Below are 23,532 nucleotides of genomic sequence, written 5' to 3' on the forward strand. Positions count from 1 at the left end.
AAATTTGAATCTAAAGTTTTCTCTAAATTATTACGCATGAGTCTTATTTTTCATAAATATCTAGAAAAGTTCTATCAATAAACTCAAAATTACAATAATTTTCTTAATTTCTTTATTGCAGAGGTTTTGATATTTACAGCAGTTCTATAGCTTATATTTAATTTCTTACTTATCTCCTTTAAAGAAATATTTTGAATATAATACATAGTAATTACATCTCTTTGTCTTTCAGTAAGCTTATCTAATGCTCTTGCCAATTCTAATATTTCTTCATTTTTTATAACCATTTCATCTTGCAATAAGTTTTCATCAGCAATACAATCAATAAGCTCTAAACTGTCATCTCTTGAACTTATCATTTGATTTAATGAAATATACTCTTTATTCTTCCTGCTATTATTTAAATAATGAAACTTCAACATTGCCTTTACATACCCTAAAAGATGAACCCCTTTATCCTTATCATAATCTTTTAAAGCTCTTAAGATTATTTCGTATCCCTCTTGAATTAAATCCTCATATAAATCTACCTTGTTAAAATATCTTGTGATAGAAGATAACACTATTGGCTTTAGTTTAAATAGTAGTATTTCCTTCGCTGCTATATCTCCATTTTGAGCAGCATCAAGCAATTTATTTATTTCATTATACATAAGCTCCCTCCAAATTAGAGGGGCGCCCCTTCTTTATTACCGGCAAGTATATAGTATCTTGATGCTGCTTATTTTAAAATTTATGACTAGTTCTTTTTCATTGAGTGAATTGAACTAAATTCGCTGTTCGCTATTCGTCATTCGTAGTTCGACAAAAAAGAAAAAGAGAAAGTCAATCTGTGACTTCCTCTTCATCCTCAATATTAACCAATATTTCATAATCTACATTATAGTCTTTCGAAATTACTTCTATTGCTTTTATTATTTTATCGTTTTCTTCTTTTAACACAAATATAATACGGTCAAAATCATCCTTTAAAGTATCTAATAAGTATCCTACGTCATCTTCACTTTCCACAAGCACCTTGATAGTTGTATCTCTCTTATCCACATATCTACACACATAATCTACATATAAGTTCTTTATAAATACAACTACTCCATAAACAAAAAATACGTATACTATTATAGTAAATAAAAGTATTATCATAATAATCACCCTCTTTTTATGGGGTATATTATTATGATATGAATTTAAACTTATAACGTTACTTTTTCTCTGCTCCCAGGTTTTTCAATAGGTAAGCCCTTTTTGCAAAGAGGGCATTCTTGTTTATCATAAGTTTCTATATCTAACTTTACTGCACTAAAGATAGGCAGTCCTAGATCTACATTATTCCCTCTCCTGTCTACTATACAAGCTATTCCAATAACTTCTCCACCGAATTCTTCAATTATTTTTTTTACTTCCAAGCTAGATTTTCCGGTAGTTACAACATCTTCTGTTATCAATATTTTATCTCCTTTATTTATCTCAAAACCTCTTCTTAGCTGCATTACACCATCTTTTCTTTCTGTAAAAATCGCTTCTTTACCTAACTGTCTGCCTATTTCGTATGAAACTATTACTCCACCCATTGCAGGTCCTACAACTTTATCTATCTCCAAGTCCTTCACTTTATCTACTACTACTTTCAAAACCTTTTCAGCAAAGTTCGGATATCTTAAAACTTTGGCACATTGAACATATTTATTACTATGTTTACCTGATGATAACAAGAAATGTCCTTCTAATAACGCATCACACTCTTTCAAAATCTCAAGTACTCTTTTCTCTTCCATACATAAGCCTCCCTTTTCTCGCTATTCGAAATTCGCCATTCGATATTCGATTTCAGCTATTCGATTGTCTAAAAGCCAACAGCCGACAGCTATCAGCCTTTAATTTAACCGATAGCTGTTAGACGTTAGCTGATCGCCTTGATTCCCAATTTTACATTTTCAATTTTAAATTTTCCCCAGTACCTAGTACCCAGCACCTAAATTATCCCCCTTATCTCCTCTATAGACTTTATTCCTTCTTCTTTCATAAATCGCTCAATTCCTTCAAGTATTTCTATACCTGCTTTTGGATTCATGAAATTTGCCGTTCCAATTTGTATACACGTAGCACCAGCCATAATAAACTCTATTGCATCTTTCCAGTCTGTAATTCCGCCCATACCCATAACAGGTATTGATACATTTTTACAAACCTCATGCACCATTCTTAAAGCTATAGGTTTTATTGCAGGTCCAGAAAGTCCAGCATAAACATTCTTAAACATAGGCTTTCTCTTTCTTATATCTATAGCCATTGCCTTAAATGTATTAACAAGCGATATTCCATCTGCTCCTTCTTCTTCACATACTTTAGCTATCTTTACAATATCCTCTGCATTTGGAGAAAGCTTTACTACTAGAGGCAATCTAGTAATACTTCTAATCTCTCTTACAATCTTTCTTGCACTTTCTTCTTTTATTCCAAAAGCCATTCCGCCTTCCTTAACGTTTGGACATGATATGTTTAGTTCAATTATATCCACATCTTCCTTAGAAACTATTGAAACAGCTTCAATATATTCATCTAACGATTTACCACCAATATTCACTATAGTAACTAAATCTAGTTTTCTCAAAAAATCTAGTTCACTTTCAATAAATCCCATCACTCCAGGGTTTTGAAGTCCAACGCTATTCATAATTCCTGAAGGAGTCTCCCAAATTCTTATTCCGTCATTCCCTTCCCTTTTATTTAAAGTCAATCCTTTAGTACATATTCCGCCTAACTTTTCTATATCATAAATTTCACCATATTCCCTACCAAAACCAAAAGTTCCAGAAGCCATTATTATAGGATTTTTAAACTCAACCTCTTTAAATTTAACTTTAAGATTACACATCAAATACCACGTCCTCTCCAAGAAAAACAGGTCCGTCCTTACAAGTTCTCTTATTCCCTGATTTAGTCTTACAAGTACATACTAAACATGCTCCAACTCCACATGCCATCCTCTTTTCGATTGAAACATACACTTTAGTATGATACTCTTTCGCCATATCAACAATCTTTTTCATCATAATTTCAGGTCCACAAGTAAATATATAGTCATATTTTTTAAAATCTATTTCATCAGTTATAAATCCATCCACATTAATATAGATATTGTCTGCGAATTCCTCGTACTTTTCCTTTAAGATAGCCTCATTTCTAAAACCCATGTATATATCAAGCAAGTCTACATCTTCGTTTTCACTTAACTGCTTTGCTGTTAAATATAATGGAGCTATACCTATTCCTCCACCAACTAGTGCTATTTTACCTTTAACTAAAGGAAACCCGTTGCCATAAGGACCTTCTAAGCTTATTTCATCTGATGGTTTTAACTTACTCAAAATACTAGTCCCCTGTCCTTGCACTCTATATAGAAACTCAATATAATCTTCACCTATATCATGAATACTTAAAGGTCTCGAAAGTACAGGAAATTTGCCCCATGCTCTTACCATGTAGAACTGACCCATTTTACCTTCAAATTTTCCTTCTACTCTTAAAACAAATATGTCCTGCCGAATGCATTCATTCGAAATTACTCTTGCCACCTTAAAATATCCTCCTTCATCTTTATAACCTGTTTTCTTGCAAGTTCATTAAAGCTCTGTCCTTCATCAATGCCTTTATGGGCTTTAATTATTCCTCTTGATGAATTTACTACTCCGCACATCTTTTCTCTAAAAATTTCTTTTAAATCTTCTCCTGTACCTCCCTGCGCTCCATAGCCAGGTATCAAGAAAAACATATTACCGCACACATCTTTTATCTTTAAAAACTCCTTAGGAAAAGTAAGCCCTACAACTCCACCTATCAAACTAAAACCGCTCTTTCCAACAAAACTTTCTCCCCATTTCTGCACATTTTCAGCTACCTTCAAGTAAAGAGGCTTAGCGTTTACCTCTAGCTCTTGAAAATCCTTCGAGCTTTTATTAGAAGTCCTTATCAGTACAAAAAGTCCTTTTTCACCTGTACTAAGGTACTTAAAATATGGACTTATTGCATCTAACCCCATATATGGGTTCACTGTAATGAAATCAGCTTCAAAATCCCCTTCAAAATGTGCTTTGGCATACATTTCAGCAGTAGATAGTATATCTCCCCTCTTAATATCCGCTATTACTACTTTTCCCTTTTCTCTTATAAACTGAAGTGTCCTACTATATGCCTTTAACCCTTCAATACCAAAAGCCTCATAGCATGCAATCTGCACCTTATAGCATGCCACTAAATCATAGGTAGCATCTATTATCTTTCTATTAAATTCAAAAATTTTTTCTTCAAGCGTTTTAGTACTGTTTAGTAAATATTCAGGTAAATATTCCAATCTAGTATCTAATCCAACACAAACCGGCCCATTTTTCAAAACCTCTTCATACAGCTTATCTATTATCATACTTAACGCTCCCTCTCTTAAAAGTCATCTTCACCTTTCCTAAAACTTTCTCTCCATTAAATGGATTATTTTTACCCTTAGATATAAAGTTATCTGTATCTATTTGGTATTCTTCGTCTAAATCTACTAATACTAAATTTGCCTCATAACCTTCCTCTATAAGTCCACAGTTTAGGTTTAATATTCTAGCAGGATTGTAAGACATAAGCTCAGATAGTTTGTTTAGTGAAATACCATTTTCATGAAACACCTTATACACCATAGAAAACGCCACTTCTATTAAAGAAATTCCAGGAGCTCCATTTTGTTTATCCTCCAAACTATGAGGTGCATGGTCTGTACCAATGACATCTATATACCCCTGTTTTATACCTTCTATTAATGCAATTACATCTTCTTTTTTCCTAAAGCTAGGATTTACCCTATAATCTACCTCGTATCCAAATATATGATGTGGAGTTACTTCACAGGTAAATTTGAGATTTGCATCCTTAAATTCTTTAATTAAACTTAAGGTCTTTTTAAGACTTATATGGCATACATGAAGATTTCCTCCTACTTCCTTTAAAAGACCTAAATCTCTTTTTACAATCTCAAATTCCGGCTGACAATGAGTCAGTACTCTAAATTTTAGCTTATTTGAAAGTATTAACGCCTTTTTCATTACTTCTTCGTTAAAAATAGTATTTCCATCATCTGAAAACAATCTTGTATATTTTAACATCTCTTTAAAATCAACAAATTCTTTTCCTTCTAGATTTTTAGTTAATGCAGAAATCTGTATAATATCACATAAATTTAATTTTCTGCTCTTATCGAGTATATACTCTAAGACTGCTGTATTATCACAAATGGGCTTTGTATTTGCCATAGTACAAAGTGTAGTATATCCACCCTTTAACGCTGCTTTCTGTCCACTTTCTAAATCTTCCTTATATAGATAACCTGGATCTCTTAAATGACAGTGCATATCTACAAATGAGGGTAAAAGTATAAGACCTTTACCCTCTATTATTTCAGTGTCCTTTGATATATTTACATCTTCGTCTGCCTTAAATATTTTTTTAATAAGCCCATCCTCTATTAATACCGAACCATGGAAAGCTCTTTTTGCATCAACTATCTTTACATTTTTTATAACGATGTTCATTTTTATCACCTACAGAGAAGTTTTTGCATCACAATATTCACATTTGTATTCCTTTGTTTTTTCATCTACCAAAGTAAACTCAACGTCTTCAATTTTTTCAATAGTTGTTACACATCTAGGATTCTTACATTTTAGTATTCCCTTTACTGTCTTCGGTAAACTTAATTTTATTTTCTCTTTTATCTTCTCATTTTCTATTATGTTTATTGTTATATCTGGGTCTATTAATCCTAAAATTGTTAAATCTAAATCTATTTCATTTTCTATCTTTATTAAATCCTTCTTTCCAAGTTTATTAGATGGTACATTTTTAATTAAAGCTACTGTATAATCTGCTTTGTGAAGTCCTAATTCTTTAAATATCTTATATCCGCATCCAGCTTTTATATGGTCTATTACTATACCTTTTTTTATCGCATCTATATTAAGCATAAATCTCAACCCCCAATAATTTTATAATCAGTGCCATTCTCACAAACATTCCAAACCTAGCCTGTTTAAAGTATACAGCTCTTTCGTCACTATCTACTTCCATAGCTATCTCGTTTACTCTTGGAAGCGGATGCATTATTATCATGTCTTTTTTTGCATTCTTTAATTTTTCTAATGTAAGAATGTAGCTATCTTTTAGTCTTAAATATTCTTCTTCACTAATAAATCTTTCTCGCTGAACTCTAGTCATATACAGTATATCCAGCTTGTCTATTACATCTTCCAGACTAGAAGTTTCATAATATTCATGTCCTTTTAATTCATCCTTAATATATTGGGGAATTTTAAGCTCAGATGGGGATATAAAAACAAACTTTATATTTTGATATCTGGATAATGCTTTTACAAGAGAATGAACTGTCCTACCGAATTTCAAGTCACCACAAAGTCCTATTGTATGATTAGAAATGCTTTTTTTGATAAGTTTAATAGTGAGAAGGTCGGTAAGAGTCTGGGTTGGATGCTGATGTCCTCCATCACCTGCATTTATAACTGGAATATTGGAATATTTTGAAGCAAGCTTTGGAGCACCTTCTTTAGGATGTCTCATTACAGCTATATCTGCATAACATCCGATAGTTCTAATGGTATCTGCAATACTTTCTCCCTTTGCTACCGAAGTTGATTTTGCTTCTGAAAAACCGATTACATTTCCACCCAATCTCAACATCGCTGCTTCAAAACTAAATTTAGTCCTTGTAGAAGGTTCATAGAAAAGTGTTGCCAATAACTTCCCTCTACAAATGTCTGAATAAGCATCTGGTTTTTTAATTATGTCTTCTGCTAGAGTAAATATTTCGTCTAGCTCCTTAATAGTAAAATCGTTTGGTTCAATTAAATGCCTTCCTTTTAACATTTTATCTCCTCCTTTTTAGCCTCACTGGACTATATTAAAGGCAAAACAAAAACCTTCCTCATCGAGACGAGGAAGGTTATAAGCACATTTATAGTCATATAGACACGACAATTAAGCCATGTGCTATATATACACACACAAACGCCACTATTTAATACCTTCCTAGCCTCTCTGGACTAGGTTAAAGATACTTTGTCTTTCAATTATTCTACTATGAACAAGATTATATGTCAAGGATATTTTAAATATTATTCACCTAAACCTTCTTTTCTTAATATTTCAGCCTTGTCTGTCTTTTCCCATGGTAAATCTATATCTGTTCTTCCAAAATGTCCGTATGCAGCTACTTGTCTGTAAATTGGTCTTCTTAAGTCTAAATCTCTTATGATAGCTGCAGGTCTTAAGTCAAAGTGTTTCTTAACTAATTCTTCAATTTTGCTTTCTTCTATCTTTCCTGTTCCAAATGTATCTACAAGTACTGAAACTGGATGAGCAACACCTATAGCGTATGCAAGTTGAACTTCACATTTATCTGCTAATCCAGCAGCAACTATATTTTTTGCAACATATCTTGCAGCGTATGCAGCTGATCTGTCAACTTTAGTAGGATCCTTTCCTGAGAATGCTCCACCACCATGACGAGCATATCCACCATAAGTATCAACAATAATCTTTCTTCCTGTTAAACCAGCATCTCCTTGAGGTCCACCTATTACGAATCTGCCAGTTGGGTTGATGTAATATTTTGTTTCATTATCTAAGTATTCATTTGGTATAACTTTTCTTATTACATGTTCTCTTAAATCTCTTTCGATAGTCTTTAAATCTACCTCTGGACTGTGTTGAGTAGAAATAACTATCGCATCTATTCTTACAGGTTTATCGTCATGATATTCAACTGTAACTTGAGTTTTACCATCTGGTCTTAAGTAATCTAGAGTACCATTCTTTCTAACTTCTGCTAATCTTCTTGCTAATTTGTGTGCTAATGATATTGGAAGTGGCATAAGTTCTGGTGTTTCATTACAAGCAAAACCAAACATTATACCTTGGTCTCCAGCACCAATTAAGTCAAGTTCATCTTTTGCTTCTTCTCTGTGTTCTAATGCTTCATCAACTCCCATAGCAATATCAGGAGACTGCTCATCAATAGAAGTTAAAACTGCACAAGTATCGCAGTCAAAACCATACTTAGCTCTAGTGTAACCAATATCTTCAATAGTCTTTCTTACGATTTTTGGTATATCTACATAACACTTAGTTGTAATCTCTCCTGATACTAAAACTAGTCCTGTAGTAACTGATGTTTCACATGCTACTCTTGCTTCTGGGTCGCATTTTAATATAGCGTCAAGCACTGCATCTGAAATTTGGTCACAGATTTTATCAGGATGTCCTTCAGTAACTGATTCTGAAGTAAATAACCATTTTCTCATCTTCATACCTCCCATACAATATGAATTTTAAATTTAAAATTTTAAATGTTAAATATTAAATTCAACATTAAATATAGATAGAGTTTACATGGTTATTATTAGCAATTATAGTTTTTTTATGTTATATCATAAGTTGTCAACTCACAGGTGATGGTTATTAGTTAGTAGTCATTAGTCTATTGACTATCGACTATTGACCAATTTCAACATATCGTGTCATCTGTAGCAGAGTATCTTCCATAGTAGCGGAGAATTAATTCTCCGCTACAAAAAATTTTCAATTTTACATTTCTCTGCCCCAGCACCTAGTACCCAAAATTAAAAAAATCCCCTTCCAAAAGGAAGAGGTAATACTCTGAATTAAACCTCATCTTTCAGAATCTACATTCTGTGGGACTTAGCACCGTGTAACTTTAGTTACCGGTTGCCGGGTTTCACAGGGCCCATTCCCTCCACCACTCTTGATAAGGTATCAAGATTTTTATTAAATTGTCCTCAAAGTATAATATCACAGCTTGCAAACTAAGTCAACAGTTTTTTCTTCATTTTTCATAAAGTTTATAATCTAACTGTCGTCAGTATTTTTCGTCATTGGCTATTCGTCATTCGCCATTCGCTTCTTGTCTTTATTTGACGAACAGCGAAAAACGAATAGCGAACAGCGATTTATTTCGCATTTTTTCCTGTCCCCTGTCCTCTGTTCCCTGTCTTCTTTTTTATATCTAGTACCTAGTACCTAACTATCTACATCAATCCAACAACTTGATTACTTAAAATAAAAACTATTAATCCGGCTGTAAATACACCTGCCACAATTGCTGGAAAAGAATATTTGAAATCTATATTAAACAAAGTCGCTGCTACACATCCAGTCCAAGCACCAGTAGATGGTAATGGTATTGCTACTAAAAGAAATAACCCTAAAGCACTATATTTCTCAACTTTTTTACTTCTTTTTAAAGTCCTTTGCTTAATCCAGTCTACAATTTTACCAAACATCTTCGTCCTTCCAAAATAATCAAATAAAGGTTTCAATAACTTAAGCAAAAAAGGTACGGGTATTAAATTACCTATAATACTTAATACTGTACTATGTACAGGTGTAAAACCCATAGCTATTCCAAGTGGTATCGCTCCTCTTAATTCAAAAATAGGTGCAGCAGCAACAAGCATTACAATGAGTTCATCCTTTAAAACTTTTAAAGTTTGCACTAACATATAAATCACCTCGTTCTATATTGGTTATTCGTCGCTCGCTATTCGCTTTTCGCCTCTTGTTTTCGATCCATCATTTGCAATTTGCGTTTCGAACGACGAACAGCGAACAACGAAAGACAGCACTATAATAAATTATATAGTATGAAGAAAAAAATAGAAATATTTTTTCGCAATTCTACATTGGTTATTTCATAATGGTAAGAATTAGAACCAAATCTTGGATTTAAATAAATTTAGGAAGATTTTGCCTATATCCATAAACGGAAATTATATTCAAAATTATCCACAATTTAACGAAGTTTATAACGACTCTGGCATGTAAGCATGCCAGAAAAAGTTTCAATAAAATCAACATTAATTTTTTTATATAAGATTTTATTATAATTTCCTATGAATTATAAAGAAAAACTAAGAATTAATTAGAATTTCTAATGTAATTTCAATTGATTGGTTGTTAACAGTATTGCAAGTTAACTCAATATGTTTTAAAATAACATTCGTGACAAGTCAACGGGGTGTGGCGCAGTTTGGTAGCGCACGTGGTTTGGGACCATGGGGCCGGGGGTTCGAGTCCCTCCACCCCGACCAGAAAAAAACAGCTGAGAATATTCTCAGCTGTTTTTTTGTTTTGTAATCCTTTTGTAATCTAAACCTTAGCTAAATAGTATATAATAAGTATTACAAACAAATCCATTTAATACAAACATTACACACAAGAAGAGGAAGGATTGATTACATGAGAAGAATAGTAGGGGCAATAAGAAAAGCAGTAGAAGAATTTAACCTTATAGAAGATGGCGATAGAATTGCCGTTGGAGTTTCAGGCGGAAAAGACAGTTTGACTCTATTATATGGATTAAAGATATTCCAAAGATTTAGTCCAGTAAAATATGAATTAGAAGCTATCACTTTAACTTTGGGTTTTGAAGATTTTGATTTATCTAAAGTAAAAGAATTCGTAAAAGAAATTGATGTCCCATATACTATAAAAGAAACCCAAATAGGTAAAATTATTTTCGATATTAGAAAAGAAAAAAATCCTTGTTCGCTTTGTGCGAGAATGAGAAGAGGAGCCCTGCATGACCTCATGAAAGAAAAAGGTTTAAATAAACTAGCTCTAGGACATCATGCAGACGATGCCATCGAAACATTATTCTTAAGCATGTTTTATGAAGGAAGAATAAATACTTTTTCACCTAAAACTTATATGTCCAGAAAAGATATTACAGTAATCAGACCTATGATATATGTTACAGAACATCAAATAAAAGGAGCTGTTAAAAAACATAACCTACCTACTGTAGAAAGTCCTTGTCCTGCAAATAGAAATACCAAAAGAGAATATGTAAAACATCTTATGAAAAATGTATATAAAGATATTCCTCAAGCAAGAGACAGACTTATTACAGCTATCAAAAATAAAGAACAGTTAAATTTGTGGTTTTAGTGACTGGTTACTGAATTCAAAGGGGGATAACTATGAATAGACTTTTCAAAAAAGTAGTTTCATATATAACTAGTGGAATAATCATATTTTCGAGCTTGTCTCTAAGTTTTGCAGACAAGCCAATACTGATCCACGAAAGAAAAACTGTAGAAAATATTTCAAGTGGTATCATACATGAACACATTCAAAAATTTACCTCTGACGGTTGGTGGAATATAAACGTTTTAAGAGTAAATTTAAAAGATAAATACACTAGCTTAGATGTTCTTTTTAATGAAGAAGGAATCTCTAAAAGAGAAACCCTATCTAACATGATAAAGATTTCCCAAGCTGTTGCAGGTATCAATGGTGATTTTTTCTCAACAGCTAAAAATTCCTTTCCTTTAGGAGTTGTCATATCAAATGGAAAGATGATTTCATCTCCATCATATCAATGGGATAAACTGCCTATATTTGCAATAGATAAAAATAATCATCCTTTTATATCCTTCTGGAAGTGGGAGATCAAAGCAGTTCCAGAAGACGGACAACCTGTTATCCTCTCTGCAATAAACAAATCAAGTGACAAATATGAAGAAGTCATTTTATACGATAAAAAATGGAGCTTAAAAACCATAGGAAATACTTATTTTGACGATATGATAGAAATTGTAGTTGAAAAAAATACAGTTAAAGAAATAAGAATTAATGAACCTCCTATCGATATGCCAAAAAACGGCTACATATTAACTGGGCGTGGAAGAGTTAAAGATATACTCCTTAATAATTTCAAAGTAGGTAAAAAAGTAAAGCTTGAAATAAATACTACGCCAAACTACGAAAACATAAAAACAGCTATAGGCAGTGGAACCTATATTGTTAAAGATGGAAATATTGCAGATTTCACATTAAACATAAAAGGTAAACACCCAAGAACAGCACTAGGAATTAACAAAAACAAAGATGAACTTATTCTCGTAACAATTGATGGTAGAGATGTTTCATACAAAGGCGTAGACCTAAATACTTTAGCTGAAATTATGATAGATTTAGGAGCATATGAAGCAGTTAACCTAGATGGTGGCGGTTCTACTACCATGGTACTAAACCCACAATACGAAGAAAATCCTATTGTTGTAAATCGTCCATCAGATGGTAAAGAAAGAAAAATATCAAACGGGATAGGTATATTTAGTAATGCTCCGAAGAGAAGCTTAAGCTATATAAAAATATATACTGATGATACTAACATATTTGTTAATACATCTAGAAATTTTTATATCAAAGGATTTGATAAATATCATAATCCTGTTAATGTAGATATTAATAGAGTAACATTTGATATTTCAGGTATACAAGGCAAATTTAATAAAAACACCTTAATTCCTAAGAAGTCAGGAAAAGGCAAAGTAATAGCTAAATATAGAGGTAAAAAAGCTGAAATTGAAATAAATGTTTTAGACGAAGTAAAAGAACTACAATTCGGCTTTGATAAGTTCCATATAGATGTAAATAGTCAAAAAGATTTAACTGAAATATACGGAAAAAATGATGAAGGCTATACAGCAAAAATAAATCCAAAAGATATTACTTGGATGACATATGGCAGTATTGGTAGAGTCATAAACGGAATATTTTACAGCTCTAAAAAGCCAGCTTCTGGTGCTATTACTGCTAAAATTATGAATGCTGCCAAAAATATTGAAGTTTCAGTAGGTTACAATGAAGTTTTATTAGAGGACTTTGAAGATTTGAATAACTTAAGTTTCTTAAGCTATCCTCAAGAAGTTAAAGGAAGTATTGAACTAGATAATAAAGATGTAATAAGCAGATTTTCTCTTAAGTTAAATTATGACTTCACAAACTTAGAAAAAACTACAGCAGCATATGCAATTCTAGGAGAAAATGGCATTAAATTAGAAAATAAACCTGCCAAACTTGGCTTATGGTTATATGGCAATAAAAGTAACCACTGGTTTAGAGGTAAAATAATAGACAGCAGAGGAAAAACTTACTATGTTGATTTTGCAAAAAATATTGACTGGAAAGGCTGGAAGTGGATTACAGCAGATATCCCAAATAACGTTACTTATCCTATAACTCTAGATAGAATTTATATTGTTGAAACCGACCCTTTTAATAAAGATGAAGGCTACATCCTAATAGATGGACTAAAGGCTCTATATTCTACCCCATATAAAACTATGATTCTGCCTGCTGAAACCTATATAGAAGATAATCTTCAAAAAAGTGAAAAAATAAGTGAAGGCGGCTTTAGTTTCATAGTTGCCAGAGGTATTGATGAGCTAGATATTTTAATTAAACATCTTATAGGTAGCAAAATAGCAAAAAAAATAAATGAAAATCAATTAGGAATATTACTAGGTAAAATGAATAATGTCATCCTAGATAGAATAAAAGTACCTTTTGCCGAAGCATCTAACGGATATTCATACTTTAGAAATAATAATACGTTATTTATACAGCTTGATGATACTGAAAATAGTCTAAGAGTAATAGATGCAAACCAATGGCTTTGGCTAAAAGAAATACTAAAAAAGTCTAATGAAAATAACATAATTATTTCTTTATCAAAGCCTGTATTTGGAGAATCTGGATTTACTGACAAATTAGAAGCAGAATTATTTCATGAAATATTAACTCAGTATAGAAGTTCAGGTAAAAACATTTTTGTAATCCAAGGAAGCAATAGAACAAATGTAATGCTAAAAGATGGAATACGCTATATCGAAGTAGAAGATATAAATCTAGAAAATATAAACAATGTATTTAATATTAAATATGTTAGATTTGTGGTAAATGGAAATAAAATAGCTTATGAGATATTGCCATTATTTCAACAAAAGAATTAGAGGGACTTATGCGTCCCTCTTTATTTTGTAGAAGGTATGTCTAAAATTGTTCGCTTTATCCAAGTTGGGCCTTGCTCTATGTCATCTTTACCAATCAAATCATTTGCTTGATTTTGTCCTTCATCTGCATGATAGACTTTCATTGCATAATCATCTTTTCCATCAACCCCATCATAAACGCCAGGATTTTCAACATCAACTCTTAAGCTTAACATAATTGCAACAACCAATATTGTTAGTATAACTGCAAATACAGAATAGTAAAGCTTCCTCTTACCCACATGAATCACCCCTTTTCCTTCTTTGTAATATTATATACATCTAAACCGACTTTATACATTTATTGACATAAGTCTTTTTTTTGTTTGGTATACTCCCTTTTCTAACAACATATATTTGAATGAAGGGGGTATGCTATGGGCTCAATAAGAGAAATAAATATACACTATTCAGATGAAAATGGAGCAATAACCTTATCTAAAAATTTAAAACCATACATGACAAATGATTTAGTTATAGTCTGTATAGGAACAGACAAGTGTATAGGTGACTGTCTTGGTCCTTTAGTTGGAACACTTCTTGAAAAATCTAACTTTCCATATCCTATATACGGAACACTATATAATCCAGTTCATGCAATGAATCTAAAAGAAAAAATTAATTATATCAACGAAAAACATCCATACAGCTTTACAATAGCTATAGATGCATGCCTTAGTAATGATGAGAGTATAGGAACTATACAACTAAGAAAAGGACCTATATACCCTGGAAAAGGGGTTGGAAAAGAGCTTCCTCCTGTAGGAGATATTTCTATTATAGGTATAGTAGATATATTAGATGAAAATACTAAAGCAAACTTACATAGTATTAGACTTGGATTTATAATGAAATTGGCTGAAGTTATTGTGGATTCGTTATGGAAAGCGATAAAGTGAAAAAATCGACCATAAAGGTCGATTTTTTGATTATTCGATGTTCGTCGTTCGTTATTGGTTGTCTGCTTTCTGATTTAAAACTTCTAAAAGCTTAACTATTACTTTTGCTGCACCACTTCTAGTTAGTGGTTCTTTTGGTTTAAATGTTCCGTCTCCTTTACCTAACATAATACCATACTTCCCTGCTACTTTCACTGCTGAAATAAACTGTGGATTAATTTCAGCTAAATCCTTATATGTCAATTCAGCTTCTATATTCTCATCACCTAATATTCTCGCTATCATCAAAGCTGCTTCTTCTCTAGTAATATACCTATCAGGTCTAAAAGTATTATCCTCAAAACCATCTAGATAACCAGCTTTAGATACTGCTTTTACATAATCTATTGCCCAATCTTTAATATTGTCTTTATCTGCATAATTAAGCTCATAACCTTCACCTTCGAGTTTAAGTGCTCTAGCTATTAAAATAGCCATTTCCTGTCTAGTAATACTCTTATTTGGATAGTATTTCTTATTACTATCTCCATTTACTATACCCATATCATAAAGCTTAAGAATATAATCTTTTGCCCAACAATCAGCTATATCCTTGAGTGGATATTCTTCTTTTTCACCAATTTTTACTATCCAATTACCAACAACCCAACCTTCTAACTCTCCATCTCTCTGCTTAACTCTATACCAAAAATATCCTTCCTTCAAAACAGGTCCTTCTAATACATCTAAAACTGTACCACCTATTACTCGTCCAATCTCTACTCCATTAGGTTGTTTTCTAATTCTTAGAGAAGTTTTTACATCAGCTTTTACTATATCTCCTTTTTTGTACATTACAATATCGCCATAGTGGAACGGCTGTGGAGTATCATAATGCTTATTTTTATCTGGAAGTCCATTCTTAGGAAGCAATTTAGGATCTATAGGTGTTATTTTCTGACCATATTCCTTTTCTGCCACTAAATATATCAATTGCTGATACGTATATTTTTTAGTCCATGTTGGATATTTATAAGGAACCATATTAGGATTATTACTTTTACTCCAACCGTTATATGCCCATAAAGCAAAATACCAATGTTCCAAAATATTAGGGTTCATATCTCCTATTCTAGGTAGCTTATTTAATGCCATGTTCCATTTCATTAATAGAACCTCTGCACCAGCTTCTATATTATAATCAATATCATACTTAAGTCTGTTTGTGTCAAACCATCCATATTTATTATAAATTTGCATAAGTCCGATACTGCCTTTTCGGCCTGTATAAACTGTCCCATCAGGGTTATACTGCTGAAAAACACTTTCTACTCTCGCTATTGATTTGAGTATAACAGTTGGAATACCTCTTCTCTTAGCTACTTCTTCTATTTTTTTTTCTAATACTTCTCTTGGGGGATTTATTCTAGCATCTTGAGCATATCCGTAATCAACGAGAAAGGTGAATAAAAACAAGATGCTCAGGACTAATCCCAAAAGTTTCTTATGCATCTTAAAAGCCTCCTTTTTTTCGTCGTTCGCTATTCGCTACTCGACTTTCGCTAAATTCAAATGCTAATTAACAGTCAACAGGATTAATTCCGTCTTTCGCTTTTTGTCTTTCGAATATCGACCAACAAAAGGTAAATAACAGATGGCTGACGAATAGCGAATAAATATTACATTTTACATTTTCAATTTTTCATTTAAAATCTAGTACCCAGCACCAAGTACCTAGCACCCAATACCTAGTACCTAGCACAATACCTAGTACCTAGCCTAATATTATTTTATCCAAAAACTATATATGACAAAAGTCCCAAAAATGATATACATGATTATCTTTGACCAATATTTTTTATTTTAAACATTTTTATCTGTACCAGAACAAAATTATAATAAGCCAGAAAATTTGAAATTTTTCTGGCTTATTTTTTTAGAATTCATTTAAATATTTTCATCTTTGTGTATAATTCAATTTTTTAACTCCCAAAATATATATTTGCAAGTTTCGTAAAAAAAGTTCAAATGTAACATCCTTACCAAAAATCAAATAATTATAAAGTATATCCTTCCCTATTTCTTCTACTGCTTCCTTAAGATCTTGATCTGTTATTTTAACTCTTTCTCCCCATTTTTGTTCTAAACTTTTTTCTACTAACATCTTCAACCTCTCCATAATATTAACCTCCATCCCACCATAATAATATATGTATATATTATATCATCATATTCCCCTTTTTGCATCACTATATTTTTTAATATGCTAACTATGCTAGGATTAATTTAGAGGTGATAAAATGAATTTTGCAGAAAGATTAAAATTGTTGAGAGAAGAAAAAAAATTACGTCAAACCGATCTAGCAAAAATACTTAATATAAGCAGACAATCTATAAGCAACTATGAAAATGGCGTTAGATTTCCTAATGATGAATTACTTCTTCGACGTATTGCTGAATTTTTTGATGTATCTATTGATTACTTACTCGGAGTTACCAATATTAGAAATTACTATTATGAAAATCACATAGATAATATCGAAGCAAAAGAAAAGAGCTCTACCTATCAAATTGACAAAAAAACCGCATTAAATAATCTATTTTACGAAGTAGATGACCTTCCAAGTGATATAATAGAAAAAATTACAGCAATTATAAAAACAATAAAGACATTAGTCAAATAAATAATTCTAAAGAAATAAGCCGAGTGTTAACTCGGCTTTATTTGATAAAATTGTTTATTCTACTTAATATTTCTTCTTTAATAGCCTTAAGCTTATCTTCTGCCTCTATTTTATCTTTTCCATTAGCTGAAAAATATATTTTTAACTTTGGCTCTGTACCAGAAGGTCTTAATGCATACCATGATTCGTCATCAAAGATAAACTTTAAAACATTTGATTTTGGTAGTAATATATTTTCGCTGCTGTCTTTAATGTGATCATAGCTCTTAGATGCTTTATAATCGTTAAATACTTTTAAGTTAAGCTTGCCTATTTGGGTTGGATAACTACTTCTAAAGCTCTCCATTACCTTATCTATCTTCTTCTTTCCTTCAATACCTTCTAATTTAATAGAATATAAATCTTCTATATAGTACCCATATCTTTCATATAAATTAATTAAAGCTTCGTAAAGTGACATTCCTTTACTCTTATAGTATGCTGCCATCTCACAAATAAGCATAGAAGCTATAACTGCATCTTTATCTCTTACAAAAGAACCAGTCAAATATCCAAAACTCTCTTCATAACCAAATATGAAGTTCTTATCTCCATTTTCTTCAAATTCTTTAATCTTTTCACCTATAAATTTAAATCCTGTCAAAGTATCTATAGTTTCTACATCATAATGTTTAGCTATTACCCTGCCTAATTCACTTGTTACTATAGTCTTAACCATTACACTATTTTCAGGTAAAATCCCCTTTTCTGTCATTGAACTCAATATATAATCTAAAAGCAGTGCACCAGTTTGATTTCCACTTAATACTTTATATTCTCCTTCTTTATTTTTAACAACAACTCCAACTCTATCGCAATCTGGATCTGTTCCTAATATAATATCAGAGTCTACCTTTTCTCCTAATTCAACTGCCAATTTAAATGCATCTGGTTCCTCTGGGTTTGGATACTCTACAGTTGAAAAATTAGGATCTGGCTGTTCTTGGCTTTCAACAACAAATACATTTATGTATCCTAACTCTTTTAGCACTCTTCTTACAGGCATATTCCCAGTACCATGTAATGGAGTATAAACTATTCTTATATTTTTATCGATATCGTCTCTAACACTTAAATCTTTAACCTTATTTATGTACTCTCTATCAATTTCTTCTCCAATAATATTTAATAACCCTTTATTCAGTGCTTCTTCTTTGCTTATAATCTTTATCATTGAAAATTCTGTAACTTCATTAACTTTCTTTATTATCTTATCAGCTAAACTTGGTACTACCTGTCCTCCATCTTCCCAATAAACCTTATATCCATTATACTCTGGTGGATTGTGACTAGCTGTAATAACAATTCCAGCAGAAGCTTTTAGATATCTAACTGCAAAAGATAATTCAGGTGTCGGTCTTAAATCTTCAAATAAATATGCTTTAATACCATTTGCAGCCAATACTAGTGCAGCTGTTTCTGCAAATTCTCTTGACTTATGTCTTGAGTCATGAGCTATTACTACTCCTCTTTTTACATATTCACTTCCATTTTCAATAATAAAATTAGCTAATCCTTGGGTAGCCTTAGATACAGTATATTTATTTATTCTATTAGTACCTGCACCAATCTTTCCTCTAAGTCCACCAGTACCAAATTCTAAATCTTTATAAAACCTATCTTCTATTTCTTCTACATTATCCTTAATTGATAATAATTCATCTTTTGTTTCTTTATCAAAGTACTCACTATTTAACCAATAATTGTACTTCCCCATAAAATCCATCTTCATCACCCCGTATTTTATTGTTAAATCCTTAGACTGTATCTATGGTTTCCCTATCCTTTTTCGTATTATTATAGACTAACTCATTCACCCAGTCAATTCCTTCCTGAGCGTATTTTAAATCTAAATATTTGAAGTCAGGTTCAAAAATTATAGGAATATCGTCATCCCAAGTATAAATAAGTTCTATAGTCTTTTCTATGTCTATCCAGCCATCGTTTGGATTTTGATTAGGATGAACTGGTATATGACCATATTTAGAAACATCACTAAAACCTCTGGTATTCCACAGGTGTATAAGCCTAATATAAGGTAGTATTTTTTCTAGTTCTTTAAAATAATCCATATTGTTTATCTGACAGGACAAATATAAATGACCGACATCTAAACATATTCCTAAATTTTCGTGATCTTTTATAATATCTATCCAATCTTCTATTTTATAAAATAAATCATTATAACCTACATATTCTAAAAAGATTGGCAGATCATATTCTTTACTTAATTCGCTAAGTCTTAAAGCACTCTCCTGTGCTATTCTTTTTATACTATCTGGACTTCCAACATTACTAGTTACAAAATGGATTACAACTTCACTCGTTGGAAGACTTTTTGCCATAGATAAATTTGTCTTTAGTATCTCAAAAGTAGCATCTCTTAATCTTTTATTATCACTTACATAGTAAGTGACAGTAGGATCTGACTGGTGAAATACAGGAGCATGATAAGTTACCTTTAAAGGAAACTTTCTAGAAAACTTCAAAAGTGCAGTTATCTCTTTAGCTCCTGAGAATTTATGGCACAATTGAACTCTCTTAAAGTTATGCTTGGCAACATAATCTATTCCTACGTTATGAATAGAAATTCCTATTTGCGGATTCATGAATTTCCTCCTCGTAAATTTCTACATATTCTATTGTACTATAAATATAATCATTTATCAGAAAAAAGTTCATTGTATCCATTATATTATTCTATACAAATTTACCATTTTCCTGTTTTATAATCTAAAAATTGGTATAATTAGAATTTTGTAAGATATTTTTGTATCTCCCATTGTGAAACATAAGCCTTATATTCATTCCATTCAAGTGTAACAGCTTCTACAAATCTATTATAAATATGTCTTCCTAAAGCTGATTTTATTATTTCATTCTTAGAAAGCTCATCTAGAGCATTCATAATATTTGACGGCAAGCTAGCTATTTCTTTCTTTACTCTTTCTTTTTGATCCATATTGTAAATATTACTGTTAACTGCTTTAGGAGGTTCAATTTTATTCTTTATACCATCTAAACCAGCTTTTAGAATAACTGCTAAAGCTAAATAAGGATTCGCAGATGGGTCAGGACTTCTAAGTTCAAATCTTGTAGAATTGCCCCTTTTTGCTGGAACTCTTACAAGAGGACTTCTGTTACTAGTTGACCATGCAACATAAACTGGAGCTTCATATCCAGGAACCAATCTTTTATACGAATTGATAGTAGGATTAGTTATAGCTGTAAACGCTTTAGCATGCTTTAATATACCTCCAAGAAAATAATATGCTTCTTTAGAAAGCTGAAGTTCGTCATTTTCATCATAAAAAACATTTTTACCATCTAAAGTAAAAAGCGACATATTAGTATGCATACCTGAGCCATTTATTCCATATATGGGTTTAGGCATAAATGTTGCGTGTAGCCCATGACGTTGAGCAATTATTCTTACTACCATCTTAAAAGTCATGATATTATCAGCTGTTGTTAATGCATTATCATATTTGAAATCAATTTCATGCTGTCCAGGAGCTACCTCATGATGAGAAGCTTCTATTTCAAATCCCATTTGTTTTAGAGTTAAAACCATATCTCTTCGTGCATTCTCTCCTAAATCTACTGGTGCAAGGTCAAAATATCCTGCATTATCATGAGTTATGAGAGTTGGTTTACCCTTTTCATCTGTATGGAAAAGGAAAAATTCACACTCAGGACCTACATTAAATGTATATCCCATTTCTTCTGCTTCTCTTAATACCTTTTTTAACGTATTCCTTGGACAGCCTTCAAACGGATTTCCATCTTTATCGTACACATCACATATAAACCTTGCTTCCCTAGTCTTAGTTACCCATGGAAAAACCACAAATGTTGAAGGGTCGGGCTTTAGATACATATCAGATTCTTCAATTCTTACAAATCCATCTATAGAAGAACCGTCAAACATTATTTCATTGTTCAAAGCTTCTTCTAATTGTTCTATAGTAATAGCTACACTTTTTAAAACTCCAAAAATATCAGTAAATTGAAGATGAATAAATTCTACACCTAACTCTCTAGCCTTTTCAAGTACATATTGTCTGTCATAGTCATGACTCATAATAATCCCCCTTTCTTACTTTGCAACATACCTCACATTATATTCTCTCATCCAATAATCTATTTGGATTAAATATGCAATTAATTGAGGACCTGTCATCAACTGACCGAACCAAGGCTTTTTAAACGATTTCCCTTCTGTTTCCACTATTTCAGTAACTTTATCTATATCGATTATTTGTAAAATAGGAGATTTTTTATCCTGTAGGATTTCTCTCATCCACTCTTGTACTGCTTTTGAATAAACAGGATTATGAGTTTTAGGATACGGACTTTTTCTTCTCAGTAAAACATCATCAGGTAAAATTCCCTTTAAAGCCCTTCTTAAAAGCCCTTTTTCTATTCCATCACAGTATTTCATTTTCCAAGGAATATTAAATGCATATTCTACAAGTCTGTAATCTGCAAATGGAACTCTCACCTCTAAGCTATTAGCCATACTCATACGATCCTTTCTATTAAGCAGTGTAATCATAAACCATTTAATATTTAAGTAGAAGAGCTCTCTCATACGATGTTCTTCTTGAGTTTCTCCTTCAAGTCTTGGTACTTGCCTTAATGTGTCCTCATATTTTTGTGCAACATACTCTTCTAAAGGTAACTTTCTAAATTCTTTAGACATAATACCTTTACGCTCTTTAATAGATTTAGACCATGGAAAAGTATTAGCATTAATATCTTCTACCCTTCTATACCACGGATAACCGCCAAATACCTCATCAGCACATTCTCCAGAAAGAGCTACTGTAGCCTCTTTTTTTACTTCTTTACAGAATAAATATAAAGATGAGTCTATATCTGCCATACCAGGTAAATCATTTGCTTTCACCGCTTCTTTTAAGGCTGATGCCAATTGCAAATTATCTATCACTACATTATGATGATTACTACCAATAAACTCTGACATTTTTTTAACCCATATACTATCTGAATTGGGCTGATATTCATTAGGTCTAAAATATATATTGTTATCTGTGTAATCTATTGAAAATGTATTTAACCTTCCTCTCCCCTGTTTTTTGAACGCATTAGCCACAATAGCTGAAATAGCACTTGAATCTAATCCTCCTGATAGGAAAGTACAAACAGGAACATCAGATATTGTTTGCCTTTCTATTGCATCTATCAAAAGAGTTCTTGTATGTTCTACTGTTGTGTCTAAATCCTCTATATGAGGTTTACACTCTAATTTCCAATATTCTTTTAACTTTATGCCCGAAAAATTAAACATTAAATAGTGAGCTGGAGGGATTTCTTTTACATCTTTAAAAACACCACTACCTAAAGATCTTGCAGGCCCTAAGCCGAAGATTTCCATCAATCCTTCATTATCTATAATTGGTTCTATTAAAGGATGTGCTAATAGTGCCTTTATTTCTGAAGCAAAAAGTAGAGAGTCATCTTTAAATGCATAAAATAGAGGTTTTACTCCAAGAGGGTCTCTAGCTAAAAACAACTGCTTATTTTTTTCATCCCATATACCAAATGCAAAAATTCCATTAATATGCTTTAGACAATCAGTTCCCCACTCAATATATGAAACCAATAAAACCTCAGTATCAGAATATGATTTAAAACGATATCCTTTTGCCTGTAGTTTTTTTCTAACTTCATCTGTATTGTATAATTCTCCATTATATACGATTGTATATTTCTTATCTTCTAATTGTCTTGTCATTGGTTGTGCTCCACCTTCAGGATCTATTACTATTAGACGGCGGTGCCCTAATAAAGCATTTTCAGATACATATATACCAAAATCATCTGGACCTCTTTTAATTAGAGTATTAGTCATTTTTTCGATAAGTTCTCTCTCTTTTATAAGGCTTCTTTTCATATTTACCCATCCAGCAATTCCACACATAATCTTCACCTCTTACAATTGAATTTCATTATCATTTGGTAATTATTTTATGTATTTTAACTGAAAATGTTACA

22 protein-coding genes, 1 tRNA gene and 1 riboswitch are annotated in these 23,532 nt (G+C 31.8%); of the genes, 5 read left to right on the forward strand and 18 right to left on the reverse strand.

Annotated elements, in window-relative coordinates:
* Positions 1-89: 89 nt before the first annotated feature.
* The 11 genes from BFN48_RS08015 to BFN48_RS08065 all read right to left on the reverse strand — a co-directional run bounded on the left by BFN48_RS08015 (position 90) and on the right by BFN48_RS08065 (position 9,572).
* On the reverse strand, positions 90-653 hold the full coding sequence (locus tag BFN48_RS08015; protein ID WP_069650379.1) for an RNA polymerase sigma factor: 564 nt from the start codon (positions 651-653) through the stop codon (positions 90-92).
* Between the two features lie 172 nt (positions 654-825).
* On the reverse strand, positions 826-1,143 hold the full coding sequence (locus tag BFN48_RS08020) for a hypothetical protein (RefSeq protein WP_069650380.1): 318 nt from the start codon (positions 1,141-1,143) through the stop codon (positions 826-828).
* Between the two features lie 50 nt (positions 1,144-1,193).
* Positions 1,194-1,775: an orotate phosphoribosyltransferase gene (gene pyrE / locus BFN48_RS08025; RefSeq protein WP_069650381.1), complete on the reverse strand. Its 582-nt coding sequence runs from the start codon at positions 1,773-1,775 to the stop codon at positions 1,194-1,196.
* A 197-nt stretch (positions 1,776-1,972) separates the two neighbouring features.
* Positions 1,973-2,875 (reverse strand): dihydroorotate dehydrogenase, encoded by a 903-nt coding sequence (locus BFN48_RS08030; RefSeq protein ID WP_069650382.1) that lies wholly within the window; start codon positions 2,873-2,875, stop codon positions 1,973-1,975.
* On the reverse strand, positions 2,868-3,575 hold the full coding sequence (locus BFN48_RS08035) for a dihydroorotate dehydrogenase electron transfer subunit (protein WP_069650383.1): 708 nt from the start codon (positions 3,573-3,575) through the stop codon (positions 2,868-2,870). The genes BFN48_RS08030 and BFN48_RS08035 overlap by 8 nt, the downstream gene beginning before the upstream one ends.
* Positions 3,563-4,420, reverse strand: coding sequence for an orotidine-5'-phosphate decarboxylase (gene pyrF / locus BFN48_RS08040; RefSeq protein ID WP_069650384.1), 858 nt, complete (start codon positions 4,418-4,420; stop codon positions 3,563-3,565). The genes BFN48_RS08035 and pyrF overlap by 13 nt, the downstream gene beginning before the upstream one ends.
* The gene (locus BFN48_RS08045) at positions 4,407-5,570 is read right to left on the reverse strand and encodes a dihydroorotase (RefSeq protein WP_069650385.1); all 1,164 of its coding nucleotides are present in this window, start codon (positions 5,568-5,570) and stop codon (positions 4,407-4,409) included. Before BFN48_RS08045 ends, pyrF begins: the two co-directional genes overlap by 14 nt.
* Positions 5,571-5,579: 9 nt before the next feature.
* Positions 5,580-6,002, reverse strand: coding sequence for an aspartate carbamoyltransferase regulatory subunit (locus BFN48_RS08050; protein ID WP_069650386.1), 423 nt, complete (start codon positions 6,000-6,002; stop codon positions 5,580-5,582).
* Positions 5,995-6,918 carry an aspartate carbamoyltransferase gene (gene pyrB, locus BFN48_RS08055; RefSeq protein ID WP_069650387.1) on the reverse strand — a complete coding sequence of 308 codons (924 nt, stop codon included), beginning with the start codon at positions 6,916-6,918 and terminating at the stop codon, positions 5,995-5,997. The genes BFN48_RS08050 and pyrB overlap by 8 nt, the downstream gene beginning before the upstream one ends.
* A 248-nt stretch (positions 6,919-7,166) precedes the next feature.
* The gene (gene metK, locus BFN48_RS08060) at positions 7,167-8,354 is read right to left on the reverse strand and encodes a methionine adenosyltransferase (protein WP_069650388.1); all 1,188 of its coding nucleotides are present in this window, start codon (positions 8,352-8,354) and stop codon (positions 7,167-7,169) included.
* Positions 8,355-8,718: 364 nt separating this feature from the next.
* Positions 8,719-8,825: riboswitch (SAM riboswitch) on the reverse strand.
* Between the two features lie 273 nt (positions 8,826-9,098).
* Positions 9,099-9,572 (reverse strand): COG2426 family protein, encoded by a 474-nt coding sequence (locus tag BFN48_RS08065; RefSeq protein WP_069650389.1) that lies wholly within the window; start codon positions 9,570-9,572, stop codon positions 9,099-9,101.
* Between the two features lie 511 nt (positions 9,573-10,083).
* Here BFN48_RS08065 and BFN48_RS08070 point away from each other — a divergent pair.
* From BFN48_RS08070 to BFN48_RS08080, 3 genes are all read left to right on the forward strand, one after another.
* A tRNA-Pro gene (locus BFN48_RS08070) sits at positions 10,084-10,160 on the forward strand.
* Positions 10,161-10,308: 148 nt separating this feature from the next.
* Positions 10,309-11,019, forward strand: coding sequence for a tRNA 2-thiocytidine biosynthesis TtcA family protein (locus tag BFN48_RS08075; protein WP_069650390.1), 711 nt, complete (start codon positions 10,309-10,311; stop codon positions 11,017-11,019).
* Between the two features lie 32 nt (positions 11,020-11,051).
* Positions 11,052-13,871 carry a phosphodiester glycosidase family protein gene (locus tag BFN48_RS08080; protein WP_069650391.1) on the forward strand — a complete coding sequence of 940 codons (2,820 nt, stop codon included), beginning with the start codon at positions 11,052-11,054 and terminating at the stop codon, positions 13,869-13,871.
* Positions 13,872-13,891: 20 nt separating this feature from the next.
* Here BFN48_RS08080 and BFN48_RS08085 read toward each other — a convergent pair whose 3' ends face one another.
* Positions 13,892-14,152: a hypothetical protein gene (locus BFN48_RS08085; protein WP_069650392.1), complete on the reverse strand. Its 261-nt coding sequence runs from the start codon at positions 14,150-14,152 to the stop codon at positions 13,892-13,894.
* A 135-nt stretch (positions 14,153-14,287) separates the two neighbouring features.
* Here BFN48_RS08085 and yyaC point away from each other — a divergent pair, with 135 nt between their 5' ends.
* Positions 14,288-14,809, forward strand: a complete 522-nt coding sequence (yyaC, locus tag BFN48_RS08090; protein ID WP_141706150.1) for a spore protease YyaC — start codon at positions 14,288-14,290, stop codon at positions 14,807-14,809.
* A 51-nt stretch (positions 14,810-14,860) separates the two neighbouring features.
* On the opposite strand, the gene BFN48_RS08095 is transcribed toward yyaC, so the two are convergent.
* Positions 14,861-16,300 (reverse strand): S-layer homology domain-containing protein, encoded by a 1,440-nt coding sequence (locus tag BFN48_RS08095; RefSeq protein WP_069650393.1) that lies wholly within the window; start codon positions 16,298-16,300, stop codon positions 14,861-14,863.
* 445 nt (positions 16,301-16,745) lie between these two features.
* Complete coding sequence (locus tag BFN48_RS08100) at positions 16,746-16,967, reverse strand: hypothetical protein (protein WP_069650394.1); 222 nt, start codon at positions 16,965-16,967, stop codon at positions 16,746-16,748.
* A 121-nt stretch (positions 16,968-17,088) separates the two neighbouring features.
* Here BFN48_RS08100 and BFN48_RS08105 point away from each other — a divergent pair, with 121 nt between their 5' ends.
* Positions 17,089-17,472: a helix-turn-helix domain-containing protein gene (locus BFN48_RS08105; protein WP_069650395.1), complete on the forward strand. Its 384-nt coding sequence runs from the start codon at positions 17,089-17,091 to the stop codon at positions 17,470-17,472.
* Between the two features lie 37 nt (positions 17,473-17,509).
* Here the strand turns inward: BFN48_RS08105 and BFN48_RS08110 are convergent, their stop codons facing one another.
* The 4 genes from BFN48_RS08110 to asnB all read right to left on the reverse strand — a co-directional run bounded on the left by BFN48_RS08110 (position 17,510) and on the right by asnB (position 23,458).
* Positions 17,510-19,237, reverse strand: coding sequence for a phospho-sugar mutase (locus BFN48_RS08110; RefSeq protein ID WP_069650396.1), 1,728 nt, complete (start codon positions 19,235-19,237; stop codon positions 17,510-17,512).
* 31 nt (positions 19,238-19,268) lie between these two features.
* Positions 19,269-20,120 carry a sugar phosphate isomerase/epimerase family protein gene (locus tag BFN48_RS08115; protein WP_069650397.1) on the reverse strand — a complete coding sequence of 284 codons (852 nt, stop codon included), beginning with the start codon at positions 20,118-20,120 and terminating at the stop codon, positions 19,269-19,271.
* Between the two features lie 140 nt (positions 20,121-20,260).
* Positions 20,261-21,595, reverse strand: a complete 1,335-nt coding sequence (glnA, locus tag BFN48_RS08120; RefSeq protein WP_069650398.1) for a type I glutamate--ammonia ligase — start codon at positions 21,593-21,595, stop codon at positions 20,261-20,263.
* A 15-nt stretch (positions 21,596-21,610) separates the two neighbouring features.
* On the reverse strand, positions 21,611-23,458 hold the full coding sequence (gene asnB / locus BFN48_RS08125; protein ID WP_069650399.1) for an asparagine synthase (glutamine-hydrolyzing): 1,848 nt from the start codon (positions 23,456-23,458) through the stop codon (positions 21,611-21,613).
* Positions 23,459-23,532: the final 74 nt, after the last annotated feature.

This window comes from Caloranaerobacter ferrireducens (assembly GCF_001730685.1).
Lineage (GTDB): Bacteria > Bacillota > Clostridia > Tissierellales > Thermohalobacteraceae > Caloranaerobacter > Caloranaerobacter ferrireducens.

Excerpts from the sequence above, each read along its gene's own strand:
- pyrB (WP_069650387.1), bottom strand. The coding sequence starts at position 6,918 with ATGTTAAAAGGAAGGCATTTAATTGAACCAAACGATTTTACTATTAAG.
- yyaC (WP_141706150.1), top strand. The coding sequence starts at position 14,288 with ATGGGCTCAATAAGAGAAATAAATATACACTATTCAGATGAAAATGGA.
- BFN48_RS08080 (WP_069650391.1), top strand. The coding sequence starts at position 11,052 with ATGAATAGACTTTTCAAAAAAGTAGTTTCATATATAACTAGTGGAATA.
- metK (WP_069650388.1), bottom strand. The coding sequence starts at position 8,354 with ATGAGAAAATGGTTATTTACTTCAGAATCAGTTACTGAAGGACATCCT.
- pyrF (WP_069650384.1), bottom strand. The coding sequence starts at position 4,420 with ATGATAATAGATAAGCTGTATGAAGAGGTTTTGAAAAATGGGCCGGTT.
- BFN48_RS08020 (WP_069650380.1), bottom strand. The coding sequence starts at position 1,143 with ATGATAATACTTTTATTTACTATAATAGTATACGTATTTTTTGTTTAT.
- BFN48_RS08115 (WP_069650397.1), bottom strand. The coding sequence starts at position 20,120 with ATGAATCCGCAAATAGGAATTTCTATTCATAACGTAGGAATAGATTAT.
- BFN48_RS08075 (WP_069650390.1), top strand. The coding sequence starts at position 10,309 with ATGAGAAGAATAGTAGGGGCAATAAGAAAAGCAGTAGAAGAATTTAAC.
- BFN48_RS08095 (WP_069650393.1), bottom strand. The coding sequence starts at position 16,300 with ATGCATAAGAAACTTTTGGGATTAGTCCTGAGCATCTTGTTTTTATTC.
- BFN48_RS08100 (WP_069650394.1), bottom strand. The coding sequence starts at position 16,967 with ATGGAGAGGTTGAAGATGTTAGTAGAAAAAAGTTTAGAACAAAAATGG.
- glnA (WP_069650398.1), bottom strand. The coding sequence starts at position 21,595 with ATGAGTCATGACTATGACAGACAATATGTACTTGAAAAGGCTAGAGAG.
- BFN48_RS08050 (WP_069650386.1), bottom strand. The coding sequence starts at position 6,002 with ATGCTTAATATAGATGCGATAAAAAAAGGTATAGTAATAGACCATATA.
- BFN48_RS08105 (WP_069650395.1), top strand. The coding sequence starts at position 17,089 with ATGAATTTTGCAGAAAGATTAAAATTGTTGAGAGAAGAAAAAAAATTA.
- BFN48_RS08045 (WP_069650385.1), bottom strand. The coding sequence starts at position 5,570 with ATGAACATCGTTATAAAAAATGTAAAGATAGTTGATGCAAAAAGAGCT.
- BFN48_RS08030 (WP_069650382.1), bottom strand. The coding sequence starts at position 2,875 with ATGTGTAATCTTAAAGTTAAATTTAAAGAGGTTGAGTTTAAAAATCCT.
- pyrE (WP_069650381.1), bottom strand. The coding sequence starts at position 1,775 with ATGGAAGAGAAAAGAGTACTTGAGATTTTGAAAGAGTGTGATGCGTTA.
- BFN48_RS08065 (WP_069650389.1), bottom strand. The coding sequence starts at position 9,572 with ATGTTAGTGCAAACTTTAAAAGTTTTAAAGGATGAACTCATTGTAATG.
- BFN48_RS08110 (WP_069650396.1), bottom strand. The coding sequence starts at position 19,237 with ATGGATTTTATGGGGAAGTACAATTATTGGTTAAATAGTGAGTACTTT.
- asnB (WP_069650399.1), bottom strand. The coding sequence starts at position 23,458 with ATGTGTGGAATTGCTGGATGGGTAAATATGAAAAGAAGCCTTATAAAA.
- BFN48_RS08015 (WP_069650379.1), bottom strand. The coding sequence starts at position 653 with ATGTATAATGAAATAAATAAATTGCTTGATGCTGCTCAAAATGGAGAT.